This is a genomic window from Streptomyces sp. NPDC026500, from assembly GCF_055567635.1.
In genome coordinates this window covers 89,841-115,212 of record NZ_JBVHQB010000013.1, presented here as the reverse complement: position 1 = coordinate 115,212, position 25,372 = coordinate 89,841, and the positions used below count along the sequence as shown (strand labels likewise).

General features: G+C 70.2%; 23 protein-coding genes, 1 tRNA gene, 1 pseudogene and 1 riboswitch. Of the genes and pseudogenes, 9 read left to right on the top strand and 16 right to left on the bottom strand.

All coding sequences use genetic code 11. The annotated features are described in order from the left end of the window. Positions 1–47 precede the first annotated feature (47 nt). Positions 48–1,271: a cytochrome P450 gene (locus ACZ4N5_RS23905; RefSeq protein WP_467759091.1), complete on the top strand. Its 1,224-nt coding sequence runs from the start codon at positions 48–50 to the stop codon at positions 1,269–1,271. An 82-nt stretch (positions 1,272–1,353) separates the two neighbouring features. On the opposite strand, the gene ACZ4N5_RS23900 is transcribed toward ACZ4N5_RS23905, so the two are convergent. The 3 genes from ACZ4N5_RS23900 to ACZ4N5_RS23890 all read right to left on the bottom strand — a co-directional run bounded on the left by ACZ4N5_RS23900 (position 1,354) and on the right by ACZ4N5_RS23890 (position 4,417). Then, positions 1,354–1,427 (bottom strand) — tRNA-Met (locus ACZ4N5_RS23900). Between the two features lie 292 nt (positions 1,428–1,719). Continuing rightward, positions 1,720–2,151, bottom strand: a complete 432-nt coding sequence (locus ACZ4N5_RS23895; protein WP_467759090.1) for a hypothetical protein — start codon at positions 2,149–2,151, stop codon at positions 1,720–1,722. A 187-nt stretch (positions 2,152–2,338) separates the two neighbouring features. After that, a complete protein-coding gene (locus ACZ4N5_RS23890) occupies positions 2,339–4,417 on the bottom strand; it encodes a DUF1996 domain-containing protein (protein ID WP_467759089.1) in 2,079 nt (692 codons plus the stop codon). Between the two features lie 352 nt (positions 4,418–4,769). On the opposite strand from ACZ4N5_RS23890, the gene ACZ4N5_RS23885 reads away from it, so the two are divergent. Then, positions 4,770–5,999, top strand: coding sequence for a PP2C family protein-serine/threonine phosphatase (locus tag ACZ4N5_RS23885; RefSeq protein ID WP_467759088.1), 1,230 nt, complete (start codon positions 4,770–4,772; stop codon positions 5,997–5,999). A gap of 66 nt (positions 6,000–6,065) precedes the next feature. On the opposite strand, the gene ACZ4N5_RS23880 is transcribed toward ACZ4N5_RS23885, so the two are convergent. The 3 genes from ACZ4N5_RS23880 to ACZ4N5_RS23870 form a co-directional block, all read right to left on the bottom strand. Next, entirely contained in the window at positions 6,066–6,692 is a 627-nt protein-coding gene (locus tag ACZ4N5_RS23880; protein WP_467759087.1) for a hypothetical protein, read from the bottom strand. A 283-nt stretch (positions 6,693–6,975) separates the two neighbouring features. Further along, entirely contained in the window at positions 6,976–8,151 is a 1,176-nt protein-coding gene (locus ACZ4N5_RS23875; protein WP_467759086.1) for a DUF2306 domain-containing protein, read from the bottom strand. An 84-nt stretch (positions 8,152–8,235) separates the two neighbouring features. After that, positions 8,236–8,766 carry a PadR family transcriptional regulator gene (locus ACZ4N5_RS23870; protein WP_467759085.1) on the bottom strand — a complete coding sequence of 177 codons (531 nt, stop codon included), beginning with the start codon at positions 8,764–8,766 and terminating at the stop codon, positions 8,236–8,238. 177 nt (positions 8,767–8,943) lie between these two features. On the opposite strand from ACZ4N5_RS23870, the gene ACZ4N5_RS23865 reads away from it, so the two are divergent. After that, positions 8,944–9,261 carry a hypothetical protein gene (locus ACZ4N5_RS23865; RefSeq protein WP_467759084.1) on the top strand — a complete coding sequence of 106 codons (318 nt, stop codon included), beginning with the start codon at positions 8,944–8,946 and terminating at the stop codon, positions 9,259–9,261. Between the two features lie 94 nt (positions 9,262–9,355). Here the strand turns inward: ACZ4N5_RS23865 and ACZ4N5_RS23860 are convergent. After that, a pseudogene (locus ACZ4N5_RS23860) lies at positions 9,356–9,712 on the bottom strand (C40 family peptidase); the annotation flags it as partial. Positions 9,713–11,063: 1,351 nt separating this feature from the next. Continuing rightward, a riboswitch (cyclic di-AMP (ydaO/yuaA leader) is annotated at positions 11,064–11,236 on the bottom strand. A 499-nt stretch (positions 11,237–11,735) separates the two neighbouring features. Between ACZ4N5_RS23860 and ACZ4N5_RS23855 the strand changes: the two are divergent. Beyond that, positions 11,736–11,966, top strand: a complete 231-nt coding sequence (locus ACZ4N5_RS23855) for a hypothetical protein (RefSeq protein ID WP_467759083.1) — start codon at positions 11,736–11,738, stop codon at positions 11,964–11,966. 80 nt (positions 11,967–12,046) lie between these two features. Here ACZ4N5_RS23855 and ACZ4N5_RS23850 read toward each other — a convergent pair whose 3' ends face one another. The 5 genes from ACZ4N5_RS23850 to ACZ4N5_RS23830 form a co-directional block, all read right to left on the bottom strand. After that, positions 12,047–12,793 carry an alpha/beta hydrolase gene (locus tag ACZ4N5_RS23850; protein ID WP_467759082.1) on the bottom strand — a complete coding sequence of 249 codons (747 nt, stop codon included), beginning with the start codon at positions 12,791–12,793 and terminating at the stop codon, positions 12,047–12,049. A 177-nt stretch (positions 12,794–12,970) separates the two neighbouring features. Beyond that, complete coding sequence (locus tag ACZ4N5_RS23845; protein ID WP_467759081.1) at positions 12,971–13,618, bottom strand: hypothetical protein; 648 nt, start codon at positions 13,616–13,618, stop codon at positions 12,971–12,973. 722 nt (positions 13,619–14,340) lie between these two features. Next, positions 14,341–15,051, bottom strand: coding sequence for a beta-glucanase (locus tag ACZ4N5_RS23840; RefSeq protein ID WP_467759080.1), 711 nt, complete (start codon positions 15,049–15,051; stop codon positions 14,341–14,343). Between the two features lie 267 nt (positions 15,052–15,318). Beyond that, on the bottom strand, positions 15,319–15,444 hold the full coding sequence (locus tag ACZ4N5_RS23835) for a hypothetical protein (protein ID WP_467759079.1): 126 nt from the start codon (positions 15,442–15,444) through the stop codon (positions 15,319–15,321). A gap of 28 nt (positions 15,445–15,472) precedes the next feature. Beyond that, positions 15,473–15,847 (bottom strand): VOC family protein, encoded by a 375-nt coding sequence (locus ACZ4N5_RS23830; protein WP_467759078.1) that lies wholly within the window; start codon positions 15,845–15,847, stop codon positions 15,473–15,475. A gap of 388 nt (positions 15,848–16,235) precedes the next feature. On the opposite strand from ACZ4N5_RS23830, the gene ACZ4N5_RS23825 reads away from it, so the two are divergent. The 3 genes from ACZ4N5_RS23825 (at position 16,236) to ACZ4N5_RS23815 (ending at position 18,528) form a co-directional block, all read left to right on the top strand. After that, positions 16,236–16,904, top strand: a complete 669-nt coding sequence (locus tag ACZ4N5_RS23825; RefSeq protein WP_467759077.1) for a class I SAM-dependent methyltransferase — start codon at positions 16,236–16,238, stop codon at positions 16,902–16,904. Positions 16,905–17,015: 111 nt separating this feature from the next. Then, a complete protein-coding gene (locus ACZ4N5_RS23820) occupies positions 17,016–17,609 on the top strand; it encodes a DinB family protein (protein WP_467759076.1) in 594 nt (197 codons plus the stop codon). A gap of 184 nt (positions 17,610–17,793) precedes the next feature. Then, on the top strand, positions 17,794–18,528 hold the full coding sequence (locus ACZ4N5_RS23815; protein WP_467759075.1) for a hypothetical protein: 735 nt from the start codon (positions 17,794–17,796) through the stop codon (positions 18,526–18,528). A gap of 203 nt (positions 18,529–18,731) precedes the next feature. Here ACZ4N5_RS23815 and ACZ4N5_RS23810 read toward each other — a convergent pair whose 3' ends face one another. Then, positions 18,732–19,310: a 3'-5' exonuclease gene (locus tag ACZ4N5_RS23810; protein WP_467759074.1), complete on the bottom strand. Its 579-nt coding sequence runs from the start codon at positions 19,308–19,310 to the stop codon at positions 18,732–18,734. An 85-nt stretch (positions 19,311–19,395) separates the two neighbouring features. After that, on the bottom strand, positions 19,396–19,851 hold the full coding sequence (locus tag ACZ4N5_RS23805) for a MarR family winged helix-turn-helix transcriptional regulator (protein WP_467759073.1): 456 nt from the start codon (positions 19,849–19,851) through the stop codon (positions 19,396–19,398). Positions 19,852–20,036: 185 nt separating this feature from the next. On the opposite strand from ACZ4N5_RS23805, the gene ACZ4N5_RS23800 reads away from it, so the two are divergent. Next, positions 20,037–21,491, top strand: coding sequence for an MFS transporter (locus ACZ4N5_RS23800; protein ID WP_467759072.1), 1,455 nt, complete (start codon positions 20,037–20,039; stop codon positions 21,489–21,491). A gap of 163 nt (positions 21,492–21,654) precedes the next feature. Here the strand turns inward: ACZ4N5_RS23800 and ACZ4N5_RS23795 are convergent, their stop codons facing one another. Continuing rightward, the gene (locus tag ACZ4N5_RS23795; protein WP_467759071.1) at positions 21,655–22,338 is read right to left on the bottom strand and encodes a GNAT family N-acetyltransferase; all 684 of its coding nucleotides are present in this window, start codon (positions 22,336–22,338) and stop codon (positions 21,655–21,657) included. Between the two features lie 354 nt (positions 22,339–22,692). Here ACZ4N5_RS23795 and ACZ4N5_RS23790 point away from each other — a divergent pair, with 354 nt between their 5' ends. Then, entirely contained in the window at positions 22,693–24,888 is a 2,196-nt protein-coding gene (locus ACZ4N5_RS23790; protein WP_467759070.1) for an FUSC family protein, read from the top strand. Positions 24,889–24,906: 18 nt separating this feature from the next. On the opposite strand, the gene ACZ4N5_RS23785 is transcribed toward ACZ4N5_RS23790, so the two are convergent. Beyond that, complete coding sequence (locus tag ACZ4N5_RS23785) at positions 24,907–25,347, bottom strand: Lrp/AsnC family transcriptional regulator (protein WP_355850789.1); 441 nt, start codon at positions 25,345–25,347, stop codon at positions 24,907–24,909. Positions 25,348–25,372 lie beyond the last annotated feature (25 nt).

Sequence of the window (25,372 nt, the reverse complement as noted above, 5' to 3'; positions counted from 1 at the left end):
GCCGCCTGGCCGCGGCTCCCCGCGCACCACGAAGGGGAACGCCAGCGATGACCACTCCGCAGCATGCCGACGACTTCCTGCACGACCTGCGGCTGCGCAGCGCGGCCGAGGACGGGATCTTCTGGATCGACGACGAGCGCCTCGCGATCTTCGAACCGGAGGCGGCACGCCGCGTCAGTGCGGTCAACTGGAACCGTTACCTCATGCACGACCGCCTGATCGACATGGTCCGGCGGCGCACCAGCACTCCGATGCCGTGGGCCCGGATCCGTGCCGCGTGGCTCGCCCAACTGCACAGCCTGGCGACGGCCGAGCACAACGACCGCCTCGTCGCCCGCATGGAGCGGATCATCGACGCGCGGCTCGGCGACGACGTGGACCTCGTCATGCTCACCCAGGAGGTCGCGCTGCGCTCGATGCTGCCGGTCGCGCTGTCGGGACTCACGGACGCCGAAGCCGAGTCGGTGGGCCGCGACCTCGACCAGAAACTGCTCCGGCTCGTATCCCGTGCCGAGGGCGGGGCCTGGCACCACCTCAAGTTCGTCGCGGTGCAGGTGCGTTCGGGCCTCGTCGTACGGCGGGTCCTGCGGGACCGCGCCTCCGGGAAGCGGGCCCGCCGACAGGATCTGGCCGATCCGATCGTCGACCTTCTCCCCGAACTCGGCATGGACCGAGCCCTCGACGTGGTCACCACCGTCCTCACGGCCATCGGCGGCCCGCCGGGCGTCGCCGCCGCGAGCCTGCTGTACGAGTTCGCCCGCCACCCCGAGTGGGAGGAGCGGATCACAGCCGAACTGCGGGAGCTGAGCCGGGCGGAGTTCTGCGCCGCACCGACCAGGGCCGCACCGGTGACCCACCGCTTCGTCAAGGAGGTCCTGCGGCTGTGGAGTCCCCCGCTGCTGCTCGTACGGCGTTCGCTGTTCCCCTTCGAGCTGGGCAAGACGCGTCTGGAGAAGGGTCAGTGGTATCTGCTGAGCCCGCACATGATCCATCGCGACCCCCGCGTCTGGAAGGAGGCCGACACCTTCGACCCGGACCGGTTCCTGCCCGGGGCACCGCACGGGCCGGCCGACCGCAGTTGCTACGTGCCGTTCGGCTGGGCCCCGAAGAAATGCGTCGGCGCGGGCATCGGCACCGTGCAGCTCATGGCCCTGTGCTACCTCATGTGCGGCCGCTACCGGCTGACGGTGCCCCGGCCGGACTCGGTGACGATGGCTTTCCGCTTCGCCCCGGTACCGGAGAATTTCTACGGTCGGCTGGTCACCCGGTAGCCAGGACGCCGGGCCCTACAGGCGGGTACGCACAAAACGATCGAGGGGCCGACATTGTCATGTCGGCCCCTCGATCTTCGAGTAGCGGGGACAGGATTTGAACCTGCGACCTCTGGGTTATGAGCCCAGCGAGCTACCGAGCTGCTCCACCCCGCGTCGTTGAACTCAACTCTACGTCATCTTTTCCGGCCCCAAGACCATGATCGCCCACAGGCAGGCGACGAGGGGGTTTCTCCGGCGCCGGGCCCCCGGTCCGGGCATGCTTCTTCGCGGGCCGGATCCTCCCCGCGCGGGACAGCGCGCGGCGGGGTCCACCCGGAGCGGCCGGCCCACGGCGTCTCACGTCGGCCCACGACGGTTCGCCTCGGCTCGCCTCGGCTCGCCTCCGCGACGCTCCGGTCGGCCGGTTTACGGTCCTGCGGGACGGGCCGGAGCGCTCCGAGGGGTGTCACACATCGGTGGGCAGACCGCTGGCCTCGGCGATTCCGCGCAATTCCTCGTCCTGACGGTGGCGCTCGCCGATGAAGTCGGCGATCTCCTTGCACCGCTCCGGATCATCGGCGGTACCCGAATCCGTGACGACCCGGACGACACCGATCTCCTCGGTCTCCAGCTCGACGATCCGGTTGTCCAGGCGTCCCGTGACGGCTACGGCGACCACGAGGGACGCCTCGTCACGGACCTCCTGCGGAACGCTGTCGGGTTCCGCGCCGTCCAGACACAGTTCGATCGCGCCCACCCTCTGTTCGCTGATCGCCTGGAGTACGGGCTCGACCATGCGCAGCAAGAGCGCGTAGTCCGCCGGATCCATACGCAGGCGGAGCATTTCGAGGTACAGGTCGAGGGGCCGGTCATCCGGTGCCTGCTCTGATGCGTCCATGGAGCTTCGCCTTCCCCAATGTGGACGACATGATCGCGTCTCCCACCAGCATGCTGTGAATCGGCGCACACCGCCGGTCGAGATGGGCGTCCGCGACGCGCCCGAGGGGGCCCGTGGCCTGTCCGCACAGGCCACGAGCCCCCTCAGAACTCATCCGTCAGGACTCGTCCGTCCCGGCCGGTCCGTGTCACCCATACGTGCGCCGGATCCAGCGGAGCAGCACGAAGCCCGCGATCACGAAGATCCCGCCGAACGCGGCCGGCCACAGGTTCGCCCCGGTTTCGGCGAGCCCGCCACCTCCGACCGCCTGCGGTTCGGCCCCCGAGACGGCCGACGGATACGATCCGGCGGCCGGCGCCGTCTGCGCGGGCGTACCCACCTCGGCACCCTGATCGTTGCCCGGGGTCGTCACATCGGACTTGGGCTCCACGTTGACGGGAGTCGCGTTGTCGCCCGCCGGCTCGGTGCCCGGCGCTCCGGCCGTGGGCTCCGTGGTCTGACCGCCGCCGTTGTCACCGGGGGCCGAGCCCCCCGTACCGTCGGACGGGTCGTCCGCGGTGGGCGCCGGCTTCTCCGAGGGGTTCTCGGAAGGGTTCGGATCTGCCTCGGACGGGTTCGGGGCCGCCTCTGACGGATTCGGATCTGCCTCGGACGGGTTCGGGGCCGCCTCGGAGGGGTTCGGCTCCGCGCTCTGCGACGGGCTCTGCGGCTTGCCGGTGCCCGAGGGGTCCTGCGGCTGCTCGGCCCCCGCGCCCGCGCCGCACTTCCGGCCGCTGTTGATGCAGTCGACCATGTCGTTCATCAGGCCTTCGTCGAAGACGTTGATGAAGTCGCCGTGATCCGTGACCGGCTTGTGCAGCTGCTCGGGGAAGGAGTCCACCGCGAACAACGGTGACGTACGGCCACCGTCCTGCAGACTCGGCGCGTCGATGGCGTAGACGATGCGCTGCACCAGCTGCGGGATGGCCTTGAAACCGCCGGGGCAGTTGCCCTCGGCGTCCGCGAACGCCACGTGGGTGCGGTGGTTGGCGCTGTCGATGTTCGCGCCGTCCCAGCAGCTCTGGAACTTGAAGGTGCGGACCACGTCGCTGCCCTGCGGGCAGATCGGGTACTTGTCCTTCAACTGCCGGTCCTCGAAACCGGTGCAGCTCCAGGATGCGTTGGCGTTCTTGGTACCGTTGACGAACGCCTTGGCGTCGCCGGTGATGATGCGCAGCAGGCGGGGCATGGCCGTGACCTTGCTGCGCGGGTTGCCGACGAAGGTCAGTGTGACCTGCTTGGGCGTGACGATCTGACCGGCGTTGCCCTCGGTCCCGCCTCCGGCGGCGTCGGCGTCGCGTTCGCGGGTTCCGTTCTGGAGCCGCACCACGGGCCAGTAGTACGAGGACTTGTCGCCCTTGTCCTGGCAGGACGTGTCGGCCTTGGCCAGGTCGTCGTCACTGGCGAAGGCGTTGTTCGACTGGTTGCCGACGTAGTCGTGGAAGTGGTGGGCGCCGTTGGTGACGCCGGGGGCCACGATCACGTTGTCGGAGTTGAACAGCCCATTGGCGTTCACCCCGCAACTGGAGGCGAACTCGCCCTGGGAGGCGTCGCCCTGGGGCTGCGGGGTCTGCACGTTGGGCTGGACGGACTTGATGTCCGCGAAGTCGGCGACCACGGGGCCGTTGCCGACCGGAGCGGCGCCGCCCTGTTGGCTGCCTTGGTTCTGGGGCGGGCTGCTCTGATTCTGCGGTGCGCCGCTCTGGTCCGACGGCGCGCTGCTCGGAGCGGCGCTCTCCCCGCTGCCGGGCTGAATGCCGGAAGGACGCAGTATGCAGGCCGCGAGACCGTCGAGTCCGCTCGGCGGATCCCCCGCGGCGTCGATGGCGGCCACGATACGGCCGATCGACTCGGCCCGCTTCTCCTTGAGCGGAGTCATGATGGCGTCGGCGCCGCTGTCGCCGTTCTGCTGCATCTGATCGGCTTTTGCCTGGAGTTGCTGGTAGGCCTCGGCGATCTGCTGATCCAGGACCGCGAGTTCCTTGTCGACATCCCCCTTCGCGGCGTCCGGGACCGTATGCAACTGGTCCCCGATGTCAGGGCAGTCGATGGTGGCGGAGCCGGCGGACAGGACGTGCACGCCCTGCGGGCCGCCGCCCGCCCCGGTCTCGGTCGCCGATGCGTAGACGTTGACTGCTACCAGTCCGCCTCCGCCCAATATCAGTGCGAAAGCTGCAGAGGTCGCGCGTCGTGCGCCCGTGGGGCGTCTGCGCGTGTTGCGTCCCAAGGTGGTGCTCCTACGCGTCGTGGTCGGCTCGGCATGGAAAATCCCCCAGCCCTATACGCGCGGAGGTTTCGATGTGTTCAACCGTCTCTCGTATTCACAGCAACCCCGTACGGAGCAACGGCCCGAGGACACTTCGGAGAGTGCCCGGAGATCGGCCCGTCCCGGGCGGACCAGGCACGGTGAGGGCGGCCCGCGGCACCTCCGCGGTTGCACCGGACGCGGAGCGGTGGCCTGATGAGAACACTGCACCACACGTACGCCCTGGGCGCGGGCCCGGGCGGGTGGGACAGTGCCAGGTGCTCCGCCGCTTCCACCGTGGGCACGACCAGGGCGGTGTGAGGCGGGTGAACAGGTGGCGGGAGCAGAGATCGACTACAGCGGAGTCTTCCACGCCCTGCCCGGCATGGTCGCCCTGCTCACCCCGCAGATGGTCTTCGTGGACGCGAACGAGGACTATCTCAGCAACTCCGGCCGCTCCCGAGAGCAGTTGGTCGGCCGTTACCTGTTCGACGTGTTCCCCGACCGGCCGGGCGATCCGGCCGCCGACGGGATGCGGAACCTGGAGGCGTCCCTGCGCCGGGTGGTGGAGACCGGGGAGCGCGACGCCATGGCCCTCCAGCGGTACGACGTGGAGTCCGTGGACCGGCCGGGTGTCTGGCAGGAGCGCTACTGGAGCCCGGTGAACGCTCCCGTGCTCGGCGAGGACGGAACCGTGGTGCTGGTGGTCCACCGGGTGGAGGAGGTCACCGAACTCATCCGCGCCCGCGGCGGACTGGCGCACGACGACCGGACCCCTGTACTGGAGGCCGAGTTGTACACCCGGGCCCGGGAACTGCAGGAGGTCAACGACCGCCTGCGGCGGTCCCACGCCCGGGAACGGGAGGTCGCCGTCGCCCTCCAGGACGCCCTGCTGCCCTCACCGCACCAGGTGGGGCCCCACCATGCCGCCGTGCGCTACCGGCCGGCCACGAGTGCGCTGAACGTGTGCGGCGACTGGTACGACCTCGTTGCGCTGACCGGCGACCGTATGGCGGTCGCGGTGGGTGACGTCGTGGGCCACGGACTTACCGCCGCCTGTGTCATGGGCCAGTTGCGCAGCGCGCTCAGTGCCGCGTCCCGTGCCTCCAGCGGTCCGGCCCGAGCGCTCGAAGTGCTCGGGCTGTACGCGCGTTCCGTCGAGGGCGCCGAATCCACCACGGCAGTGACGGCCTGCATCGACTGGGAGGACCACACCATCACGTACAGCAGTGCCGGGCACCTCCCGCCGGCCCTCCTGCGCGGCGACGGGCGGGTGGAGTTCCTGGACCGGGCGACCGACCCGCCGCTCGGAGCCCGGCCGGAGCACGTGGCCCGCCCCGAGGCCACCACGCACTTCGCCGCGGGCGACACCCTGGTCCTGTACACCGACGGTCTGATCGAACGCCGCGTCGAAGACATCGACGTCGGTCTCGGACGCCTCGCCGCCGCCCTGGCCCACCACCGGGAGGCCGAGCCCGAGGCCCTCGCCGACGCCCTCCTGTCGGACCTGCTCCCGCCCGGTGGCGCCACCGACGACACGGCATTGGTGATCCTCCCGCTGTGAGCGGGACCGGCGACGGACGGCGGTGACCACCGGCGACCCGAGGCTGTCGGTGGCCGCCGAACGGTGTCACGCGGTTGAGGCCACGTGGGTGAGGCGGTGGGAGCGGACCACCGCGAGCACGCATCCGGCGAGAAGCGCGGCGGCCAGGGCCGCCAGATCGCGCAGCGGCACGGTCGTCGCCGCTCCGGTGGCCAGGGCGCGTGGCGGTACCCGCCCCTCGGGGTCGTAGACGACGGCGAGCACGTCACCCGGCCGAGTGGTCCGCCCACAGCCCCGCCGGATGCGGACCTTGAGCGGTACGCCGTCCCGGGCGACCACCGAGCAGAGGTAGCGGGTGCGGCCCGCGCCCGCCTGCCCGCCGCCCTCGACGGAGGTGACCACCATGGGCGCCACGCGCTCCCCGTCCGCCGGCACCACGCCCGCCGCTGCCTGCGGAGCCTGGAGTGCGAGACACACGCCGAGCACCGCGACGACGCCGACCAGTGCCCGCCCCGCCCGCACGAGCACCAGGTGGAGGACGAGGGCTCCGGCGCACCCGAGCCCCGCCTCACCACTGGCCAGGACGGGCACCCCGGTCCGATCGCCGACGACCCCGACGCCGACGATCGACCCCGCCCCGAGGACCCCGGCGAGGACCCCCTCCCCCACCAGCCGGCGGGGCGGCCATCCGACGAACTCGGCAGGCCCCCACACGGTGCTCCGCAGGTGCGCTGTCAGGTCCGACTCCGGCGCGAGCGGAGGACGACACCACCAGCGCATACCTGTCTCACTCCCAGCGTCGTTCCCCGTCGGTCAGCGCCTCGTATCCTGCCGTTCGCGCGCGGCCCACGGCCCTGCCTCCGTCCGGAACACATGGCGTGGACAACGTTTCCGGGAGTCGGCAGCGAAGCCTCAGGTCCGCGCCCTCCGAGAGCCGATCGCCACCCGTGGATTCGTGCGATGACGTGGTCGAGGCAGATGAGAGGGGCCGAGGGGGTCACGAGACCGGTGCCGAGAGGCGGGCAGCCGAACTGGGGGCGGATACGGCCCTCTTGAGGACTTCCCGTGCGTACATGACGCGCACACTCACCATCAGGGTCGCCGCGGACGCCAGCACACCGCAGCCGATCGCAGCCCCGGCGGCCAGCGCCGTGAGTCCGTCGAGCCCCAGCGATCGTTCGAAGAGCGGAGCGGCCCCGGCCGACAGCACCGGCGCCAGGCACAGGGCCGCCCAGTGCAGACGCCACTCCTCCCGCGCCCAGAGGCGGCCCTCCCGGCCGGCACGCAGAGCGCACACAGCCGTCACGGCGTACGTGACGGCGTACGGCAGGAGATAGGCGAGCAGGAGCCGTCGCCCCACCGTGCCGTGGTCCAGTGAGGCACGCACGATCCAGGTCAGCGCGGCGGCTCCGGCCAGGTGTGCGACGGCCAGGACAGGCACAGGGACCCACGACCGCGACACCCCGGCGACCGCCGTGCGCCGGTCCAGGGACCGCGAGGCGATCAGGGCGCCGAACGCGACGACCGAGCCCAGGTGCATGGTGGCCACCTGGTTGATCTCCGCCATGGACAGGCCGGGCAGGATCAGAGGCAGGCCGCCCCACTCGAACCGGAGCAGCGGGGCGGTCAGCAGGAAGCCGTAGCACAGCAGCATCCAGCGCTGGTGCAGGTCGGGGAACCCGCCGACGGCGGCGAGCACACCGAACGTCACGCTCGTCACGGTGCCCACCAGGATGGTCGCGAGCACGATCCAGAAGGCGGCTCCGCTGAAGGCGTCCTCGGGAGACGTGCGCGCGAGGTACAGCGCGGCGCCCGTCATCGAGGCGTACACGGTGACCGCGAAGACCACCCCCAGAATCCGGTGCAGGCGCGTGCGCCGCCGAACGGCGGTGAGCACCTGCGCGGGGCCCAGCAGCATCAGCACACCGCCGAGCACGGAGTGCACGATCATCGGCACGAGGCTGTGACGGTACGGCCCGATCCGGGTGGCCAGCGCGTCGGCCACATAGCGTGGCGAGACCACGTGCGCCAGGATCCACTCGCCGAACGCCGGCGCGCCAGGACGCGCGTACGGCCACAGCTCGGTCATCGCGATCGGCGCGTAGCCCAGGTACACGGCCGATACGGCGATGACGGCAACGCGGCGCCAGGTGTTCCCCGCTGGAGGACGCACGACGACTCCCCGCTCATGGTCGTGACCCGACCATCAATAGTCCCGTTTGGACTATCGAGACGGTAGGGCCGTCCACCGCCTGGGTCAACGGTCTGTCGCGTCCTCGTCCCGGCGTTGCACCCATTGCCAGAAGTCGATCATCATGCGCTCGTACCGGATTCCGAACTCCAGCGCGTCCCGCTGGCCGCGCGTCAGCAACTCCCCGACGCTGTCGGCGAGTTCCTCGTAGTCACCCAGGGTCCGGCGGTGCTCGTCGAGCTGTACGGGACCGAGCAGTTCGGGCCGGCCACCGAACCAGAGCTTGAGAATGCCGCGCTCCCGCGCCTCCACCGGGACGAACGCCGGGTCGCCGAGCCAGCCCTCCAGGGCCGCCCGGCCCTGGTCCGTCAGCGTCAGCACCCTGCGATTGCGGCCGCTCTCCTGCCGCACCTGCGACAGCAGCCCGGCATCGAGGAGACGTTCGCACTGCGCGTACACCTGCGCGTGCGGAACCGACCAGAAGGGCGCGACCGTACGCGCCGCCTCCCCTTTGACGTCGTAGGCGCTGGCCTCGCCCAACTTGTCGATGATGCCGAGGACGAGATAGGAGGCGGTGGTCAACCGAGCGTCAGCCATGGGGTGACCGTATCGCCACGCGATCACCGGGCGGCCGGCACCGTCGGGCCCGGTCACCACACGGCAGGCTCCGCCCGACGCGAAGAAGATCCGGATGCCCGGCACAATGCGGGGTACACGGGCGATCACACAGCCGACGCACTTCAGGCCCGCGGGGCACCCGCACTAGGAGTTCCTGTGACCACCTTCGTCATCACCGTTCCCGGGACGTTCGTCCACGGCCTCTCGGACGCCTCCCGTGCCGACGTGGAACGCAGGCTCCGCCCTCAGGACCCGCAGAACACGGACCTGGGCGAGAGCGAGGAACTGAGTCTGCTGACCGTCGACGAGAACAACACGTTCTCCGTCCGGCTCGAAGTCGAGGCGGCGAACCGGAGAAGCGCCGAAGCCGAGGCCGTACGGCTCGTCTCCGGGGCGCTCCGCGACAGCGGCCTCTCCGAGGACGACGCCCCCCTGGGACCGGCAGCTGTCACGGGGATCGACCGGGAATTCTGACGGCGCGCCGCCACGGCGTCCTCGCGGACGACCGCACTCCCCTCGGACGCCCGCGCTCCCCGGACGACCACTCCCTCGGACGGCCGGGCCGGTCTCAGACCGGTCGTACGACGCTGTGGATCGCTGCCTGCCCGGCATAGTTGATGGATTCCTCGGTGATCCGGGCTCCGGGACTCGGAGCATGGATCATCATGCCGTCACCGACATAAAGACCGACGTGGCTCACATTGGCGTGGAAGAAGACCAGGTCACCCGGCTGGATGCCGGCAAGGGCGACCGCCGGGCCGACCAGCGCCTGGTCGTGCGTCGCCCGGGGGAGCATGACCCCGGCACTCTTCCAGGCCGCCTGGGTGAGACCTGAGGGGTCGTACGAGCCGGGTCCGGACGCTCCCCACACGCACGGCCTGCCGACCTGCGCACGCGCGAAGGCGACGGCCTCCGCGGCCCTGCTGTCGTATCCGACGACCGGCGGGGCGGGGGCAGCGACGAGGCTGTCGATGCTGAATCCCGGATTCGTGTCGACGGGCCCGGGAGCGGCGGGCCACACCTGTTCTTTGCCGGTCCGCAACGACTGCCGCCAAGCATCGTCGACCGGCGGGGACGCCGGCTTGTACGCAGGGGGCATGGGGGCCGACTCGTAGGCGGGCGGCATGGGCGCCGACTCGAAGGCAGGGGGCATGGGCGCCGACTCGTAGGCGGGCGGCATCGGCGCAGGCTCGTACGCGGGCGGCATGGGCGCCGGCTCGTACGCGGCCGGCATGGGCGCCGGCTCGTACGCGGGCGGCATGGGCGCCGGCTCGTACGAGGTGGGCAGCGGGGCCGACTCGTACGACAGCGGCAAGAGGACCGACTTGTACTCAGGCTGCGAAGGCGCCGGCTCGTAAGAAGCAGGCAGCGGCGCCGACTGGAACGAAGGGGGCACCGCGGCCGACTCGAAGGCAGTGGGCATGGGCGCCGCCTGAAAAGCGGTGGGCTGAGGCGCCGACGCGTACGAGGTGGCCTGGGGGGCCGACTGGAACGCAGGGGGTTGGGGCGTCGGCTGGAACGCGGCGGGCTGCGGCGCCGACTGGAACGAGGGGAGCCGCGGTTCCTCCACCGTCCGGTACTCGATTGCCGGGGCCTGCACGGCCGGCACGCTCTGCCGCGCCGCGTGCCGCGACAGCAGCTCCTGCGCGGCGGCCAGTTTGCGCCGAGCACTGTGCTTCTTGAGGTGCAGCGAGGACTTCTGCGACGCCGCGGCCGGAGCGGACGCCGCAGGCAGGGCCGCGCGGACGGCAGCCTCGGGTGCCGGTGCCGCCGGGGCGCGCCCGGCCGTCATCTCGGCCACCGGACCCGCGGTCAGTTCCAGGACGGGGCGCGCGGTCAGTTCCGGAGTCGGACCCGCGGTCAGCTCTCGTGCCGGCGCCGCCGCCAACTCGGCCACGGGCCTACCGACTTGCTCCAGTTGATACACCGTCGGGAGCTCCGCAGGGAGCTCCTTCGGACGTCTCGCACCCTCCGTCGGGCGGGCGCCCTCCCTGCCGCGGTCCGGCTCTCTGTCGGGCGGCAATATCGCCGGGGCCGAGGGCCCGAAACGGGAGCGCGCCCCGTCGAACCACTGCTGCATCAGGGCTTCCTGGGCGGGATCGACATCCCCACGTCCTTGGCCGGCGGCGCGCCGGTCGGGCTTACGGACGGAGTTCGCCAGGGCACGGGTCGCGTTGAAGTTGCCGGTGGCGTTCTCCGCCTGGTCGTAGAGGGACGAGAGCCGTCGGCGGACTTCTTCGCCGCTGGGCGGGGTGCGTTCCGGCGCCATGGAGTGGTGCTCCTTCCGTCGTCCGCCTACCGGGTTAGCTGTCGGGTTCGGGCGGACGATTCCGGAAGGTATGCCCTACGACCCCTGCCCCGTAAGGCAGTTGGGTCGATTCACCCCAAGTTCGGTGGGTCCCCGGCTCCAGCTGCCACGAGGACAGGCCGGACTCGGCGGAGGCCGCACCGCCCGGCGAGCTTCGCCGGAGGGAGTCGGGCGGCCTGGTCGTCAACTTAGCCATGTTGTGCACCCGATGTGAAGATCCACGTCCCAGATGTCCGATACATTTTCGTGACCTTCATCGCATCACCTCGCAGCGCGACGGTGAGGACACGCGCCGTGCTCGAAACGGCCGCTGAGCACGCCTGTTGGGGCGACAGGAAGCCACCCGTGTCCCGCCCCGACCCGAACTCCCGTCCCGCCGACCCGGCCCGCTCGGTCCGCATTCCTGTCCGACCGGGCCGCCCCAGCGTGTCCCGACAGACCGCTCGCGTACCCCGCCGACTCGGACCTGTCGAAAGTGCGCACAGAACTGGCGTTCCCTGACGCCTCGTTCGACATCGACGGCTCCCATTGGTCACACCTTGACCGGTTCTGGCCGAGCTGCCCGGATGACCACTGCGGCCAACTCCCGGCCGTACCTTCGAGGCACGTCAGACCACGAGAGCGAGTCGAGGATCCCCACGTGCACGATGCGCCGATCTATGCCCAACTGATCTCCGAACGCGGCGACATACCGACGCTCGTCCGGAGCGAAGCCCGTCGTCTGCAACGCGACTTCGAGTGGATCCTCAGCTGGGATCCGTCGACGGGCGCCCCGCTTCCCGCGTCCGCGGCACGACTGGCGTCCGGCGCCCGCCGCCCCTTCTCCTCCGGCCCGGACCCCGACGACCGGTTGGACGCACCCGGCCACTGACGACGGGCAGGACTCGACCGGCGTCCGACGACGGGCTGGATCCGACCGGCGTCCGACGACGGGCTTGACCCGACCGGCCGTCAAAGAACGCCGGGTTCGCCGTCTGGCCCTTCGGCGAAGAGCAGGTCGGGCCCCCCGTCGATGCGGGCCACCAGGTCGGCGACCGTCTCCCCCGTGGCCCGATGCCAGGTCCGCGCGCGTCGGAGCATCGCATGGTCACCGCCCTCGACCCGCACGGCGCTCGCGGAGGAGCCGGCCTCCGCGGCCCGGCGGACGAGGGCGAAGGACTCCGCGGGGTCGGTGACCCGGTCACGGTCGCCGTGCAGCACGATCACGCGCTTGTTCCGCAAGTGGGCGACCGGCTCGCCCTCCGGACACCAGGGCGCGAGGGCCACCACGGCCCTGACCTGCGGCGAGGCCGCGGCACGCAGGGCGGCGCGCCCGCCCATCGAGTGGCCCACGAGCACGACCGGCACCTCCCCCACCAGATCGGCGAGTTCGGCGAGTGCCCGCAGAACATCGGCGACGGGGTCGGCGTCCGCCCCGTTCCACCCTCGGTAGCGGTAGCGCACCTGCCCGACGAACGTGTCCGCGTCCGGCAGAGCCCGCGTCACGGCACGCACGAAGGGCCGCATCCGCATGCCTGCGACATTCCACGGTCGCGACGTCGCCTTGCTGTCCGCGGTGCCCCCGTGAAGGATCAGTACGGCAGCGCGCGGCGGACCCGAACCCGGACGCGTCGTGCCACGCGGCAGCAGCGCCGCGAGTGCGCCGGTCATTTCGGGCCGGGACACATCATCGGCGGACATCCGTGCAGAGCCTCGCATGGCACCTCTCCACCTTCACGGCGCTTCTCCACGCCTCGCACTCGACCGGGAGGAGGGATCGTCTCACCGACCACTGGATATCCGTAGCCGAAGAAGCAGCGGATTGGTAGCACCGCTCGCGTCCCCTCGATGGCGTGGCGGTGCCGACCGGAGAAACGGAACGGAGCGGAGCGGACGTCACGACCGGCCCTCAAGAATGTCGTGCGCTCTGCGAGCCGCGTCACGGTTCCAGTGGAGCTGGGCCTCCAGATCGGCCCGGTTCTTGGTGATGAGCTGGTTCTGGACGCGTACGTCGACGGCGTGCACGGCGCTGACGTACCCGGTCCGCTGCTTGCAACGGACGTCGACGGTCGCGGTCTTCTTCTCGAGGGCGGAAGCTTCGTTGGAATCGTGTCCGTCCGCGGTCAGCCCTTGCTCCAGTTCCTCGCGGTCGCGGCCCGTCTGCGCGTCCCCGGGAGTGGCGTAGTGAAAGCCCGCCTTCCGCATGCACTCCGACCACGCCTTGTCCGCATGCTTCCAGGCGAGGTCCCGCGTGCCCTGAACGAAGCTCTTGCTCTCCAGCTCCAGGACCGGATCCCTGCGGTCCTGGCGGTTCGTCCCGTAGATCGCGCGGTCGGCCTCGCCGAGACAGCCGCGATCGGGGATCGGGTGACCGTGGACGGCCTTCGGATCATTCCCGACGAACTCGCCGGTGAGCGCGAGGTACTCGGGGAGAGTCCATTTCCTCTTCGGATACCGGCGCTCGTACTCGGCCCGCGGCGCCTGATAGCCGTACCGCGAGGCCTGCTCCGGGTCCTGTATGCCGTAGCGGAGGTCGTCCGACATTTCGCGACGGCCGTAGCCGTGAGAACGCCATCGGTCGCGGGTCGTTCGGGCCAGTCGGGTACGGGGTCGACGGCCAGGTTCTTCAAGCCGTCGAACCCGAGGCGCGCCATGCATTCCTTGCCGAGCGTCCACCGGGCCCTGCCGACCGTACGGACGTCACCGTCGGGCATGTCGTACGCGGCGAGCGGCAGGAACCTCGGATCGTCGGACGAGGTGGGCCGCGCGTCGGACGTCGGCGGGTCGGCCCACTGTCCGCAGGCGGAGAGGGCAAGGCCCGAGGCGAGGACCAGTAAGAGGGGGGCGGCTGTGCGCATGGGTCCAGCTGATCAGGACCCGGCCCGCCCGGCTGTGGCGGAGGTCATAGTTCCGGGTCACAGCCCGATCACACGTCCACCGCCGTCCGCGGAGGCGTATGTCCGGCCCCTACTCCGAGTCCTCGGACCGAGCGGGACGACCGTTGCGCCACTGCTGGTAGAGACGCCACAGGCGCGCGGCCTGCGGGCAACGCCCCGACTCCCGTTGGCACGTGCGGCAACTGCCGACGTGACTGACGTACGCGGCCTCGCGGGCGTCCCACCCAGGTTGCGGATTCGTCATGGCCCTCGGCACCCGTCGGCACGACGTGCACGAGCGCATCGTCGCTACTGATGCCGTACTTCCGGCCGGAGGGCAGCGACGGATGCACCTGCCGAGGCCCGATTGCCGATTCCCCTGCGGCTGCGTCAGTTGAGGAGGTCGAGGTCGACCTCGTATTCCTCCGACGCGGGGAAAGGCCCGTCGAACCGGGGCCTGCGAACGGTCAGATGGGCCACCTCGAAGTCCATCTCGGAGGCCTCGGGGGGCGGCGGCGGGTGGTAGCGCCCAGCGCACACGGACAGGTTGACGATGAGATAGGCGTGCCAGGCTCTGCCCACTCCGCGCCGGTCGTCGAAGGCGCGGATTCCGTTCACCCACCACACGACGCGGTGGGCGCCGAACTCGACCACGAGGTCGACCCAGGCACCCGGCCGAATGGCCTGGTCCCGGTAGTAGTGGTGGGTGAGGTGTACGTGGTTGGAGAGTTCCAGCAGGTCGGGGTTGTCGGGGTGGTACTCGAAGACATCGATCTCCTGACCGCCGTCCCGCCACGTCCAGATGGCCGGCCAGGCACCGGTCACCGTGGGCAGCCGGACCCGCGTCTGCAGCACATCGCCCGTGCGGACCATGAACCCGTCCGCGCTGCCCTCAGTGGTGAGGAGCCCCGCGTCCCATTCACCGTCCGGTCGTCGAGTGGCCCGGAAGAGACCCGTCCGGCAGTAGGCGGGGTCGGTCACCAGATGGTCGAGTTTGCCATCGCCCGGATTGACCGGACCGCCGTCGGGATAGGCCCAGGAGTGGCCCGCGACCCATTGACGAGTCGAGGCGAAATCCGCCGTGAAGACGACATCGGACACGCGGCACTCCTCGATGACGGCGTTTCGCGTACGACCCAGGTTCTCCCCAAGGCACCCGCACCCACACTCCGTTCACCGCGACCCGCCACAAAACAACCCTTCGGGGTGAACCAGCCGCACTCCGGCGTATTTCGCCCCCGTGCACCGCTTCTCCATGCGCCCGGACGGCCGTCCATGCGCTCGGCGCGCGTCGGGCCGACGAGGACGCATCTGAAACAGCAGAGCCGACGCTGACCCGCACGTCACCCTCCGCGCGAACCCAGCGCGTCACTGGTTCACCACGTCGAACGGCTCGTCGTGCCAACGCCAGCCGGCGGTGCCGTCGTCGTGAATGTTCAGCATGAACTCGACGACCGGACTGCCGTCGGGTGACGTCCTGGTCGGGCGCCGCATCTCAGGTGCCCGACCAGGCTCCGCCCTGTTACAGATACGGGCGGGTGATCAACTCGATCGCATGGCCGGCGGGGTCCTTGAAGTACACGCCTCGCCCGCCGTGCTCGTTGTTGATCTCGCCCGCGCGTCGCATCTGGGGATCGGCCCAGTGCTCGATGCCCTGGTCACAGAGCCGCCGGTACGCCCGATCGAACAACTCTTCGTCGATCAGGAACGCGTAGTGCTGCATCTGGATCTCCACCGGCGGCTCGGCGAACTGCAGCAGCACACCGTCGGACAGCTGGATGTTGGTGAACGGGCCCCAGGAAGGCGCATCGGGCAGCTCCAGCAACTCTCGGAAGAAGCGTGCCGACTCGTGGCGGTCCTTGGAAGCGATGATGGTGTGGTTGAACGTGACTGTCATGCGGCTGACCTCAATTGCGGTTCGACACGAAAAAGGGCCTCACGGTGCACAAGCACTGGGAGGTCCGCGTGCCGAACTGAGGGGGTGCTTTCTCCGCACCCGCTGGGCGGTCAGCCCTCCACCGGGTGGCCAATCCGTGTGTGGCGCAGTGCCGGTCCGGTGTTCATGTCGGTGACCCTACTCAATCCAGCTGACACCGACAACGTGCGCTCACGGGCAGAGCCCCGACGAGCCGGACACGTGCCCGACCATCGATCGACATGACCACCTGTCGGTCGACGTCACACACCTCCCCAGCACGCTGCCTTGGCTTCGTAGACCTGACGCGGAGCAAGCACCGGGTTGGACAGAACACCGACTGTCAGTGCCCGTCTCTAGAGTCACCCGCGTGACTGAGCCCTCCTACCTTGCCGCGGTCCGGGAGTCGTACGACACCGTCGCCGCCGACTACGCGCAACTCGTCAAGAAACCGGCGGAGTTGGATCCGCTCTCGCGCGCGATGCTGGCCGTGTTCGCGGAAGTAGTGCGGTCGGCCGACCGCGGGCCGGTCGCGGACCTGGGGTGCGGGCCAGGCAAGGTCACTGCGCATCTGGCAGATCTGGGGGTGCGCGCGTTCGGCATCGACCTGTCCCCGAAGATGATCGAGGTTGCCCGGCAGGCCTACCCGAGCCTGAAGTTCACGGTGGGCTCGATGACCGCGCCGGCGATCGGGGACAACGAGCTCGGCGGCATCCTGGCCTACTACTCCACCCACCACACGCCGCCGGAGTTGTTGCCCGTCGTGTTCGCCGAATTCCATCGCACGCTCGCACCCGGCGGCCTGCTGATGATGGCCGGCTATGTGGGAGACGACGTACATGTGCGTCCGACGCATGCGTATGGCGGCCATCCGGTGTCCTTCGAGTCCCACCTGCAACCACCGGATCGCATCGCCGCGCTGTTGGCCCGGGCCGGACTCGTCGTCACCTCTCAACTGCTGCAGGAACCTGGCGAAGGATCGAAGAGGACGGTCGCCACCTTTCTGGCACGGAAACCCGAACCGCCCATGACGTCGTAGCCAACCGCCCGCCCCGACAAGCAGAGTTCGCTCGCCAGGTCAGATGATCCGGTTCGCCGCGTGCGGTGAATTGGGCGGTGGACGGACCGTGCGAACGGCAGACTGGCCGCCATGACCGCATCGGATCCCAAGGCTGACCTTCACCGCTACTTGCAGTCGGCTCGTGATGCCCTGCTGTGGAAGCTCGAGGGCCTCTCGGAGTACGACATCCGCCGCCCGCTCACACCGACCGGCACCAATCTCCTCGGCCTGGTCAAACACGTGGCCACCATGGAACTGGGCTACCTCGGCGACACCTTCGGGCGACCGTCCGGTGAGCCGCTGCCCTGGCTCGATGACGGTGCTGAACCGCACGCGGACATGTGGGCCACCGCCGACGAGTCACGCGCGTTCATCGTGGGGCTCTACCGCCGGGCCTGGGCACACGCGGACGCGACGATCGACGCGCTGGCGCTGGAAACGACCGGCAGGGTGCCGTGGTGGCCCAAGGGGAAGAACGAGGTGACGTTGCATCATGCGGTAGTGCGCGTGATCGCCGATGCGCAGCGGCACGCCGGGCATGCCGACATCATCCGGGAACTCATCGACGGCGCTGTCGGGATGGACGAGAGCAACGACAGCATGGCGCTGGGCGACTCGGCATGGTGGGAGAGCTACAGGAGCCGACTGGAGCGCGCGGCACAGGAAGCCGACAAGGACGCGTAGCGCGGTACCGAATCAGCTGGGACGAGGTCCGGCAGCCAGCCGCAGGGCACGCAACCAAGCCCTGGAGATCTACGGTCTCGGGGTCCGGCAAGGACGGGGAAACTCCCGTCACCAGGCAGTACTTGCGGTCTCTCAGCCGCTGGAATCGCCCGGATCCCCCCACGTGACCCGAAGGACTCGCACGATGACCAGCACCACTCCCGGCCTTCCGGCCCAGGCCGACCTGGGGCAGTTGCGCACCCTGGCCAAGGACCTGCGCCTGGCCGTCCGGCACGGCAAGCCCGGAGCCGCCGAACGCGCGGCCAGGACCGGCCCGGTTGACCCCGCCCGGTTCTCCATACGCGACGCGCAGCAAGTCATCGCCCGCGAACACGGCTTCGCCCGCTGGCAGGACGTGGTCAGCGCGTTCGGCAACCGCCAACCACGCGAACGCGATCTGCACCGCTGGTTCGCCGTCGAGCTCAACAACGCGCTCGGGGACCTGCTCTTCGACCTCACCCCCAGCACCCCGCGCGCCGAGCAGGACCGCGCCCTCTACCAGGCGTACGCGGCGTGCTACCACTGGCTGGAGGCAGGCACCCCGGCCAACCACGGCCGCGCCGAATACGCCATCGCCCAGACCGCCCTGGCCATCGGGCGTCCCCGGATCGCCGCGCACCACGCCCCGCGCTACGCGGAACTGATCGCCGAACACCCCAGTGACTTCACGGACTGGGACGTTGCCTTCTCCATCGAGATCCTGGCCCGGACGGCCGCGGCCACCGGCGCACCGGACGCCGGGGAACTCAAAACCCGCGCCCAGCGCCTCGCCGCCCAGATCGCCGACGCCGACGCGCGTGAGGTCGTGCAGGACCGCTTGGAACGCGGACCCTGGTTCGCCCTGGAGGAGGACACCGACACCTCGGGCCCGGTGGATTGATGAACCGTCAGTCCTTGTTCTCCCCTCCGGCAGGGGAGCGAGTACTGGGGTGAGCCCGCGTCGGCCGTGGGGCATCGAAGACGGGGCACGGGAGCGGATCAGACCGCCGCTGCGGCTCGAACCGGGAGGCCTGGCAGCCGAGTTGGGGCGGTGCCTCGGGGACAGCCGCCCCGGCGAACAGCCCCGCCGGGACGATTCGCTCCTCAGGCCGGCGACGCGGAGGCGTTCGGCCAAGTCCCCCGCCCCGCAAGGTCGAGGATCAGGGCGGCGATGTTCCACGCGTCGTCCTCACCTCGGTGATGTCTGCCCTCCAGGGGCAGTTCCACGAGACGGAGGGCCTGTGCCATACCGGGCCGCTTGCGCAGTCCGTGAGCCGCGGTGAAGACCGCCTTGGCGTTGGTGTGCCGGTGACCGAAGGGGTACGGAGTCGCCGTGGCGGCGCACTGACGGGCGAACTGGTGACGGTCGTAGTCGCCCCAACTCGCCCACGGCCGCTCCCCCGCCTGGTGACGCGCGGCCAACTCTCGGCAGGCTACGGCGAATTCGAGCCCCGCCTCGACCTCGCCCCGGGTCAGCCCGGTCAGTTCCGTGCAGAAGGCGCTGACGGTCGACCGGGCGGGCCGTACCAGAAGACGGTGCTTCTCCACCCGTACGCCCTTGTCCAGGTCGACGACCGTCAGACCGATCTCGATGATCTCGCTCACGGCTCCGGGCGGAGGCGGGCCTTCCCAGCAGGTCGCCTCGACATCGACGACGTTCAGCAGTCCCCCGGGCCTGTTCATACGGGTGAGCGTAGGAGGCGGCGCGCTGCCGCGTCATCGGGTTTTCCGCTACGCCGCTTCGGTCCGGCGGCAGTTGGAGGTCCGGTCACGGACGCGGCCACGGGCGGCCGCCGATGCGCTCGATGTCGGTGTTGAAGCGCCGCAGATAGGAGGCGAAGGCGGCGATGTCCGCCTCCGGCCAGTCGGCCATGACACGGTCCAGGGAACTGATGAGTCCCTGCCGCTCCTCGTCGAGGAGCCGCGCCCCCTCGTCCGTGATGCGGAACTTGCGGGCCATGCCGCCGTCGGGGTCGGGGATTCGCTCGACGAGCCCGGCACGCATCGCCGCCGCGGTCTGCCGGTTGAGGGTGGAGGCGTCGAGCCCGAAGGCGTCGCTCAGTTCACCGATCGACATCGGCCCCTGGACCCGGATCCGGCTGAGCAAGATGTAGGCACTGCGCTCCAGAACGCCGTCCTTGGTGCGGCCGCCCCTGTGGTTCATCCATCCGTGGCGGCTGAGCAGCATCTGCTCGTACTCGACCTCGTGTGTGGGCCTGACCATCCGCCTGCCGCCTCCCGCCGTCGCCTGAGCCGAGCGTCCCGCACATATCGCGGTGCGACCCGGCTCCATGGTCCCACACCCGCATGCACGTGCCACAACGCATGCATGAGCCACATCACATGCGTGATACATAGGGCATGTACGATGCACATCCCTTGCCCCGCAGTCAGACCCGAGGAGTCCCCATGGACGCCCCCCAGCCCTCAGCCCGAGCAAGCGGCGTGGTCGCCACGCTCGCCTTCGCCGGCACCGTGGCGGCGATCATGCAGACGCTGGTCACTCCGCTCATCGCCGAGCTGCCGCAGATCCTGCACACCACGCCCGCCAACTCCGCCTGGGTCATCACCGTCACCCTGCTGGTCGCGTCCGTCTGCGTCCCGGTCTCCGGCCGCCTGGGCGACCTGCTGGGCAAGCGGCGGATGCTGCTCGCCTGCTCCGTCCCGCTCGTGGTGGGCTCCGTCGTGTGCGCGCTCTCCTCGTCCGTCGCTCCGATGATCGTCGGACGGGGCCTGCAGGGCATGGGCATGGGCATGATCCCGCTGGGCATCGCCCTGCTGCGCGACGTGGTGCCGGCCGAGAAGCTGAGTTCCTCCATCGCGCTCGTCAGCGCCTCCATGGGCATCGGCGGCGGCCTCGGCCTGCCCATCTCCGCCGCCGTCGCCCAGTACGCGAACTGGCGCGTGCTGTTCTGGGGCTCCGCCGTGCTCGCCGTGGTGATCGGAACGCTGATCTGGTTCCTCATCCCGGACGTGCCGGCCAGCGCCAAGGGTCAGCGCTTCGACGGGCTCGGAGCTCTGGGGCTCGGCGTCGGCCTTGTCTGCCTGCTCCTCGGCGTCTCCAAGGGCGGCGACTGGGGCTGGGGTTCCGCGACGACGCTCGGGCTGTTCGCCACCGCCGTGGTGGTCCTGATCGCCTGGGGTGCCTGGGAGCTGCGCACCCAGGACCCACTGGTCGACCTGCGCACCACGAGCCGCCCCCGGGTCCTGCTCACCAACGTCGCCTCGATCTTCGTCGGCTTCGGCATGTACGCCAGCATGCTGATCATCCCGCAGCTGCTCCAGTTCCCCGACGCCACCGGCTACGGCCTGGGCCAGTCCATGCTCGCGGCCGGCCTGTGGATGGCGCCCGGCGGCATCATGATGATGATCGTCTCCCCGTTCGGCGGGAAGCTGACGGACGCCCGCGGCCCGAAGTTCACGCTGATCTGCGGTGTCCTCGTCATCGCCCTCGGCTACGGCCTGGCGCTGACCCTCATGGGTACCCCCTGGGGTCTGATGCTGACCGGCATGGTCATCAACAGCGGCGTCGGCCTCGCCTACGGTGCGATGCCGGCCCTGATCATGAGCTCGGTCCCGCTCTCCGAGACCGCCGCCGCCAACGGCTTCAACTCGCTGATGCGCTCCCTGGGGACCTCGGTCGGCTCGGCCGTCGTCGGCGTCATCCTCGCCCAGATGACGACCAGCGCGGCCGGCTACACCTTCACCTCCGAGAGCGGTTTCCGCACCGGCCTCATCGTCGGTGGCTGCGTCGCCCTGGTGGCCGCCGCCATCGCCGCCGTGATCCCGGCAGCCCGCGCCGCCGTCGGCGGCGACAAGGCCGGCCCCGCGGCCGCGCCGGAGACGGCCGCGGCCGCGCACTGAGGTCCGAGTCCTACGAGCGCACCGGTTCCGGCGGCCCACTGTCGCCCGAACCGGTGCGCTCGCGCCGTGACGCGCCGGTTCCAGGACGCCTGTCGCGGCCCGGAACCGGGGCACCCGTCCCATGCCGGTCGCCCCGCCCGGCACCACCCCTCGCCCCGCGCGCCTACGGACGCCCGGAACCTCCCGACACGGGTACGGTCACCGGCCGTTCGGCGGGCGTCGGCCCCTCCACCATCGTCGACCTCCCCAAATAGGTGAGCGGCCCGGGATCGTCGACGGGAATCCGGTGGAAGCCGAGACGGTCGTAGAAGGCCCGCGCGGGCCTGTTGGCGGTGACCATGCCCAGGTGGACCGCGGGCACCCCACGGTCGTGCAGTGCGGTCAGGAAGGTGTTCATCAGCGCCCTTCCGTAGCCGCGCCGCTGGAAGTCCGGCAGCAGGTCGATGTGCAGGTGCGCCGGGTAGTCGCCGAGTTCGGGCAGGATCATGCGCTCGGGGGTGTGCAGCAGCCCGACCATCTCCTCAGCGGGCGTGCGGGGCGGTGTCGTGAGGGCGGGATAGCGGTGGGCGACACGCGGGATCCATGTGTCACGGAACCGCGCGACGAACTCCGCGGTGTCCCCCGTGCCGATCACATAGCCGACCGCCCGACCGCGCCCGTCGTCCAGGACGAAGGCCAGTTCGGGCTCCAGATGACAGTAGGGCTCGGCGAAGATCGTCGGCATCAACTCCTCGTCGGGATACCGGGCACGCGAATCCCCTCCCTCGTCCGCGGTGCTCACACACACGTCGGCGACCGCGGCACGGTCGTCGGGCCGGTAGGCGCGAAGGATCGGCGATGGGTTCATGCGCGGCATCCTGACTCCTTGGGAGCGCTCCCACAAGAGGCCGGACCGACACCCGTACGAAGTAGGTCACCGACTGCCGCGAAGCCCCGGAAGACTCTGCCCGCCGGAGCGCGCGGTGCGGGGCAAGCAGATGGGGCACCGTGCTGTTCCGGCCGAACGAAGCCGGTCACCGAGGAGTGCGTCGCCGATTCCCCGCGGGGAGACTCGGCGCGGGGCGCCGCACGGTGCCATGCTGGAGTTCCGGATCATGCCGCGGGAGCGGGGAATCATGGCAGCGCGAGGACAGTGACACGGCCGAGTCGGGCGGGGCTCTGGGACAGGATCGCGGCATCCGATCCGGGTCTGCTGCGACTCATGGCCGGACTGCGGACCGTCGGCGCCATCGCCCTCACGCTCGCCGTACTCGGCCTGCTCGGAGCCGACACCGGTCACATGGTGACCGGCGCCACGGCCGCGATGGTCGCGACGTTCGCCATCAAGGAGAAACAGCGCCGCGAACAGGCCCGCACGCTGGCGCTCGGTCTGCCCGTGGCGGTCACGGCGATGTCACTGGGCACACTGCTGAGCGCCCATGTGGTCGCGGGTGACCTGTGCTTCATCGCGCTCATCTTCGCCGCGGTCTACTGCCGCCGGTACGGTGATCGGGCTACGGCACTCGGGCTGATCGGGTTCCAGATCTACTTCGTGTCCGTGTTCGTCGGAGCCGCCGTCTCCGCCCTTCCCGGGCTGTGCGCAACCCTGGCCATCGCCTTCGCCTGCAGCGCGGTGGCGCGCTTCGGCCTGGTCATCGAGACGCCCGAACGGGTTCTCAGGCGGCTGCGCAAGGCGTTCCGGGCTCGCGTGGCCCAGTTGGTGTCCGCACAGATCGAGCTTCTCGACGCTGGTCCCGACCGGGTCAAAAAGGCCCTGGACGATGTACGGCTGCACACCGCGCGGCTGCACGAGAGCGCGATGATGATCCAGAACCGGCTGGACGAGGGGACCAGCGACAGCACGGCTGCCTCGCTGCTCCAGCGGCGGATCGCCGATGCCGAGATCGCCGCCGAGCGACTCGGCATCCTCATCCTCACCGCGCGCAGCGCCGAACGCGCCGACACGCTCACCCTGCACCTGAAGCACGCACCGTTGCCCGCGCCCGGCGACCAGCTCCAGGCGCAGGACGACACGATCGCGATCCTGCGCCGCGATCTCGAAGCGCTGCGGCTGATCGTCGCCCAGCCGACCTCCGGTGAGCTCGGCACCGGGGTGGCACAGCTGCGCAATCGGCTGCTCGGCTACCGGGACGGGGAGAATCTGCCCCGCGCCCCGGCGGCCGTACAGGATGTCTTCCGCGGTATCGGAGAGACGGTTCGCTCCGTCCTCGGGCTGCGGCTGGCGCTCGACGGGCCCGAGGACGAGTCCGACGACTCCCCCGAGACGACCCGTTCCCGCGAGGAACTGGACGCCGAGGACGTCGCCATCGGCGCCGAGGAGGAGGAACAGGACGAGCCGGCCGCCAAGGGGCTGGACAGGCCCACGACCCGGGCGGCCGTGCAGGTCTCGGTGGGTTCTGCCCTGGCCATCGTCGGCGGGGAGCTGCTCTCCCCGCAGCGGTGGTACTGGGCGGTGCTGACCTGCTGGGTCGTCTTCCTGAACACCTCCTCGACCGGGGAGATCCTCGTCAAGGGCTACCGCCGGCTGCTGGGCACGGTCCTCGGCGTCATCGCAGGAGTCGCCTTGGCGGGTGTGGTGGGCGACCACACCTGGACCGCGTTCGCGCTGGTCCTGCTGTTCGTCTTCGCCACGTACTTCACCGCCCCGGTGTCGTACATCCTGATGTCGTTCTTCGTCACGGCGATGCTGGGACTGCTGTACACCGTGCTCAACACCTACAGTTCGGCGGTGCTCCTCCTGCGGATCCAGGAGACCGCGCTCGGTGCGGTCTGCGGAGCGATCGCGGCCGCCCTGGTTCTTCCGGTGCCCACCGACCGGCGTACGGACGAGCTCCTCGCCACCGTGCTGACCCGGCTCGGGGACGTCAGCGGCGCGGCGGTGGAGCAGCTGAGCGGCGGGATCGCCCTCGATCTACTGGACAAGGCCCGCGATCTGGACTCGGCGTTGGACGATCTGCGGTCCTCCACCAAACCGTTGACCCACCCGATCACTCCGTGGCGTGCTCGCCGTCGGACCGCCCGCTACATCGTCGCCCTGCTGGAGACGTGCGCCTATCACGCGCGATCACTGGCGGCGACGGCCGAACTCGTTCCCTACAGCGGGACGGTCGCCGCGGACCCCCGGCTCAAACTGGCGGGCAGCCGGATCAGCCACAACATCGAGGTCCTCGTCGCACGGGTCGAGGACGACGCCGGTGACGGCGTCGTGGAGACCGGTCCGAGCCTCGCCTCCATGCTGGAGCCGCAGGAGTCGGAATCTCCCCGGCACGACCGCGTCACGGGCAGGGTCCTGCGGCATCTCCAGCGCCTGGACGAAGGGGTGATCGGCCTGGCCCGCCCGCTGGGTGTGCGGATCGCCACGCCCGACAAGAAGGCGTCCCAGAGCGTGGCACGGTAGCCGGGGCGAGGAACGCGCTCAGCCCACGTTCCACAGGAACCGGTGCGTGTGGATCCCGAAGTAGGGGAACGACTGCACCTGCCGGACGCCCTCGATCTGCCGTACGACGTCGTTGACGAAGTCCAGCAGATCCCTCGGCACCGGGCAGACGACCTCGGCGAACAGGTCGAAGCCGCCCGAGGTCAGCACCGAGTAGACGACCTCGGTCCGTTCGGCCAGCGCGTCGGCGACCGCTCGTGGATCGCCGTCCACGGCGATGCCGAGCAGGGCCATCGCCTGACCGCCCATGCCCATCGGGTCGGTGACACCGACGACCTGGACCGCCTGCGAGTCGAGCAGGCGTTGCAGGCGCTGGCGGGCCGCCGACGCGGACAGCCCGACCTTGGGGCCGAGTTCCGCATAGGCGATACGCCCGTCGATCTGCAGTTCACGCAGGATGGCCCGGTCGATCTCGTCCACGCTGTTCCTCTCCGGCTGACCCGGT

Bases quoted from the DNA above. Each gene is read 5' to 3' on its own strand.
- ACZ4N5_RS23905 (WP_467759091.1), top strand. From the start codon at position 48: ATGACCACTCCGCAGCATGCCGACGACTTCCTGCACGACCTGCGGCTG.
- ACZ4N5_RS23895 (WP_467759090.1), bottom strand. From the start codon at position 2,151: ATGGACGCATCAGAGCAGGCACCGGATGACCGGCCCCTCGACCTGTAC.
- ACZ4N5_RS23870 (WP_467759085.1), bottom strand. From the start codon at position 8,766: ATGGCTGACGCTCGGTTGACCACCGCCTCCTATCTCGTCCTCGGCATC.
- ACZ4N5_RS23850 (WP_467759082.1), bottom strand. From the start codon at position 12,793: ATGCGAGGCTCTGCACGGATGTCCGCCGATGATGTGTCCCGGCCCGAA.
- ACZ4N5_RS23845 (WP_467759081.1), bottom strand. From the start codon at position 13,618: ATGTCGGACGACCTCCGCTACGGCATACAGGACCCGGAGCAGGCCTCG.
- ACZ4N5_RS23835 (WP_467759079.1), bottom strand. From the start codon at position 15,444: ATGCGGCGCCCGACCAGGACGTCACCCGACGGCAGTCCGGTCGTCGAG.
- ACZ4N5_RS23830 (WP_467759078.1), bottom strand. From the start codon at position 15,847: ATGACAGTCACGTTCAACCACACCATCATCGCTTCCAAGGACCGCCAC.
- ACZ4N5_RS23820 (WP_467759076.1), top strand. From the start codon at position 17,016: ATGACCGCATCGGATCCCAAGGCTGACCTTCACCGCTACTTGCAGTCG.
- ACZ4N5_RS23815 (WP_467759075.1), top strand. From the start codon at position 17,794: ATGACCAGCACCACTCCCGGCCTTCCGGCCCAGGCCGACCTGGGGCAG.
- ACZ4N5_RS23810 (WP_467759074.1), bottom strand. From the start codon at position 19,310: ATGAACAGGCCCGGGGGACTGCTGAACGTCGTCGATGTCGAGGCGACC.
- ACZ4N5_RS23805 (WP_467759073.1), bottom strand. From the start codon at position 19,851: ATGGTCAGGCCCACACACGAGGTCGAGTACGAGCAGATGCTGCTCAGC.
- ACZ4N5_RS23800 (WP_467759072.1), top strand. From the start codon at position 20,037: ATGGACGCCCCCCAGCCCTCAGCCCGAGCAAGCGGCGTGGTCGCCACG.
- ACZ4N5_RS23795 (WP_467759071.1), bottom strand. From the start codon at position 22,338: ATGAACCCATCGCCGATCCTTCGCGCCTACCGGCCCGACGACCGTGCC.
- ACZ4N5_RS23790 (WP_467759070.1), top strand. From the start codon at position 22,693: ATGGCCGGACTGCGGACCGTCGGCGCCATCGCCCTCACGCTCGCCGTA.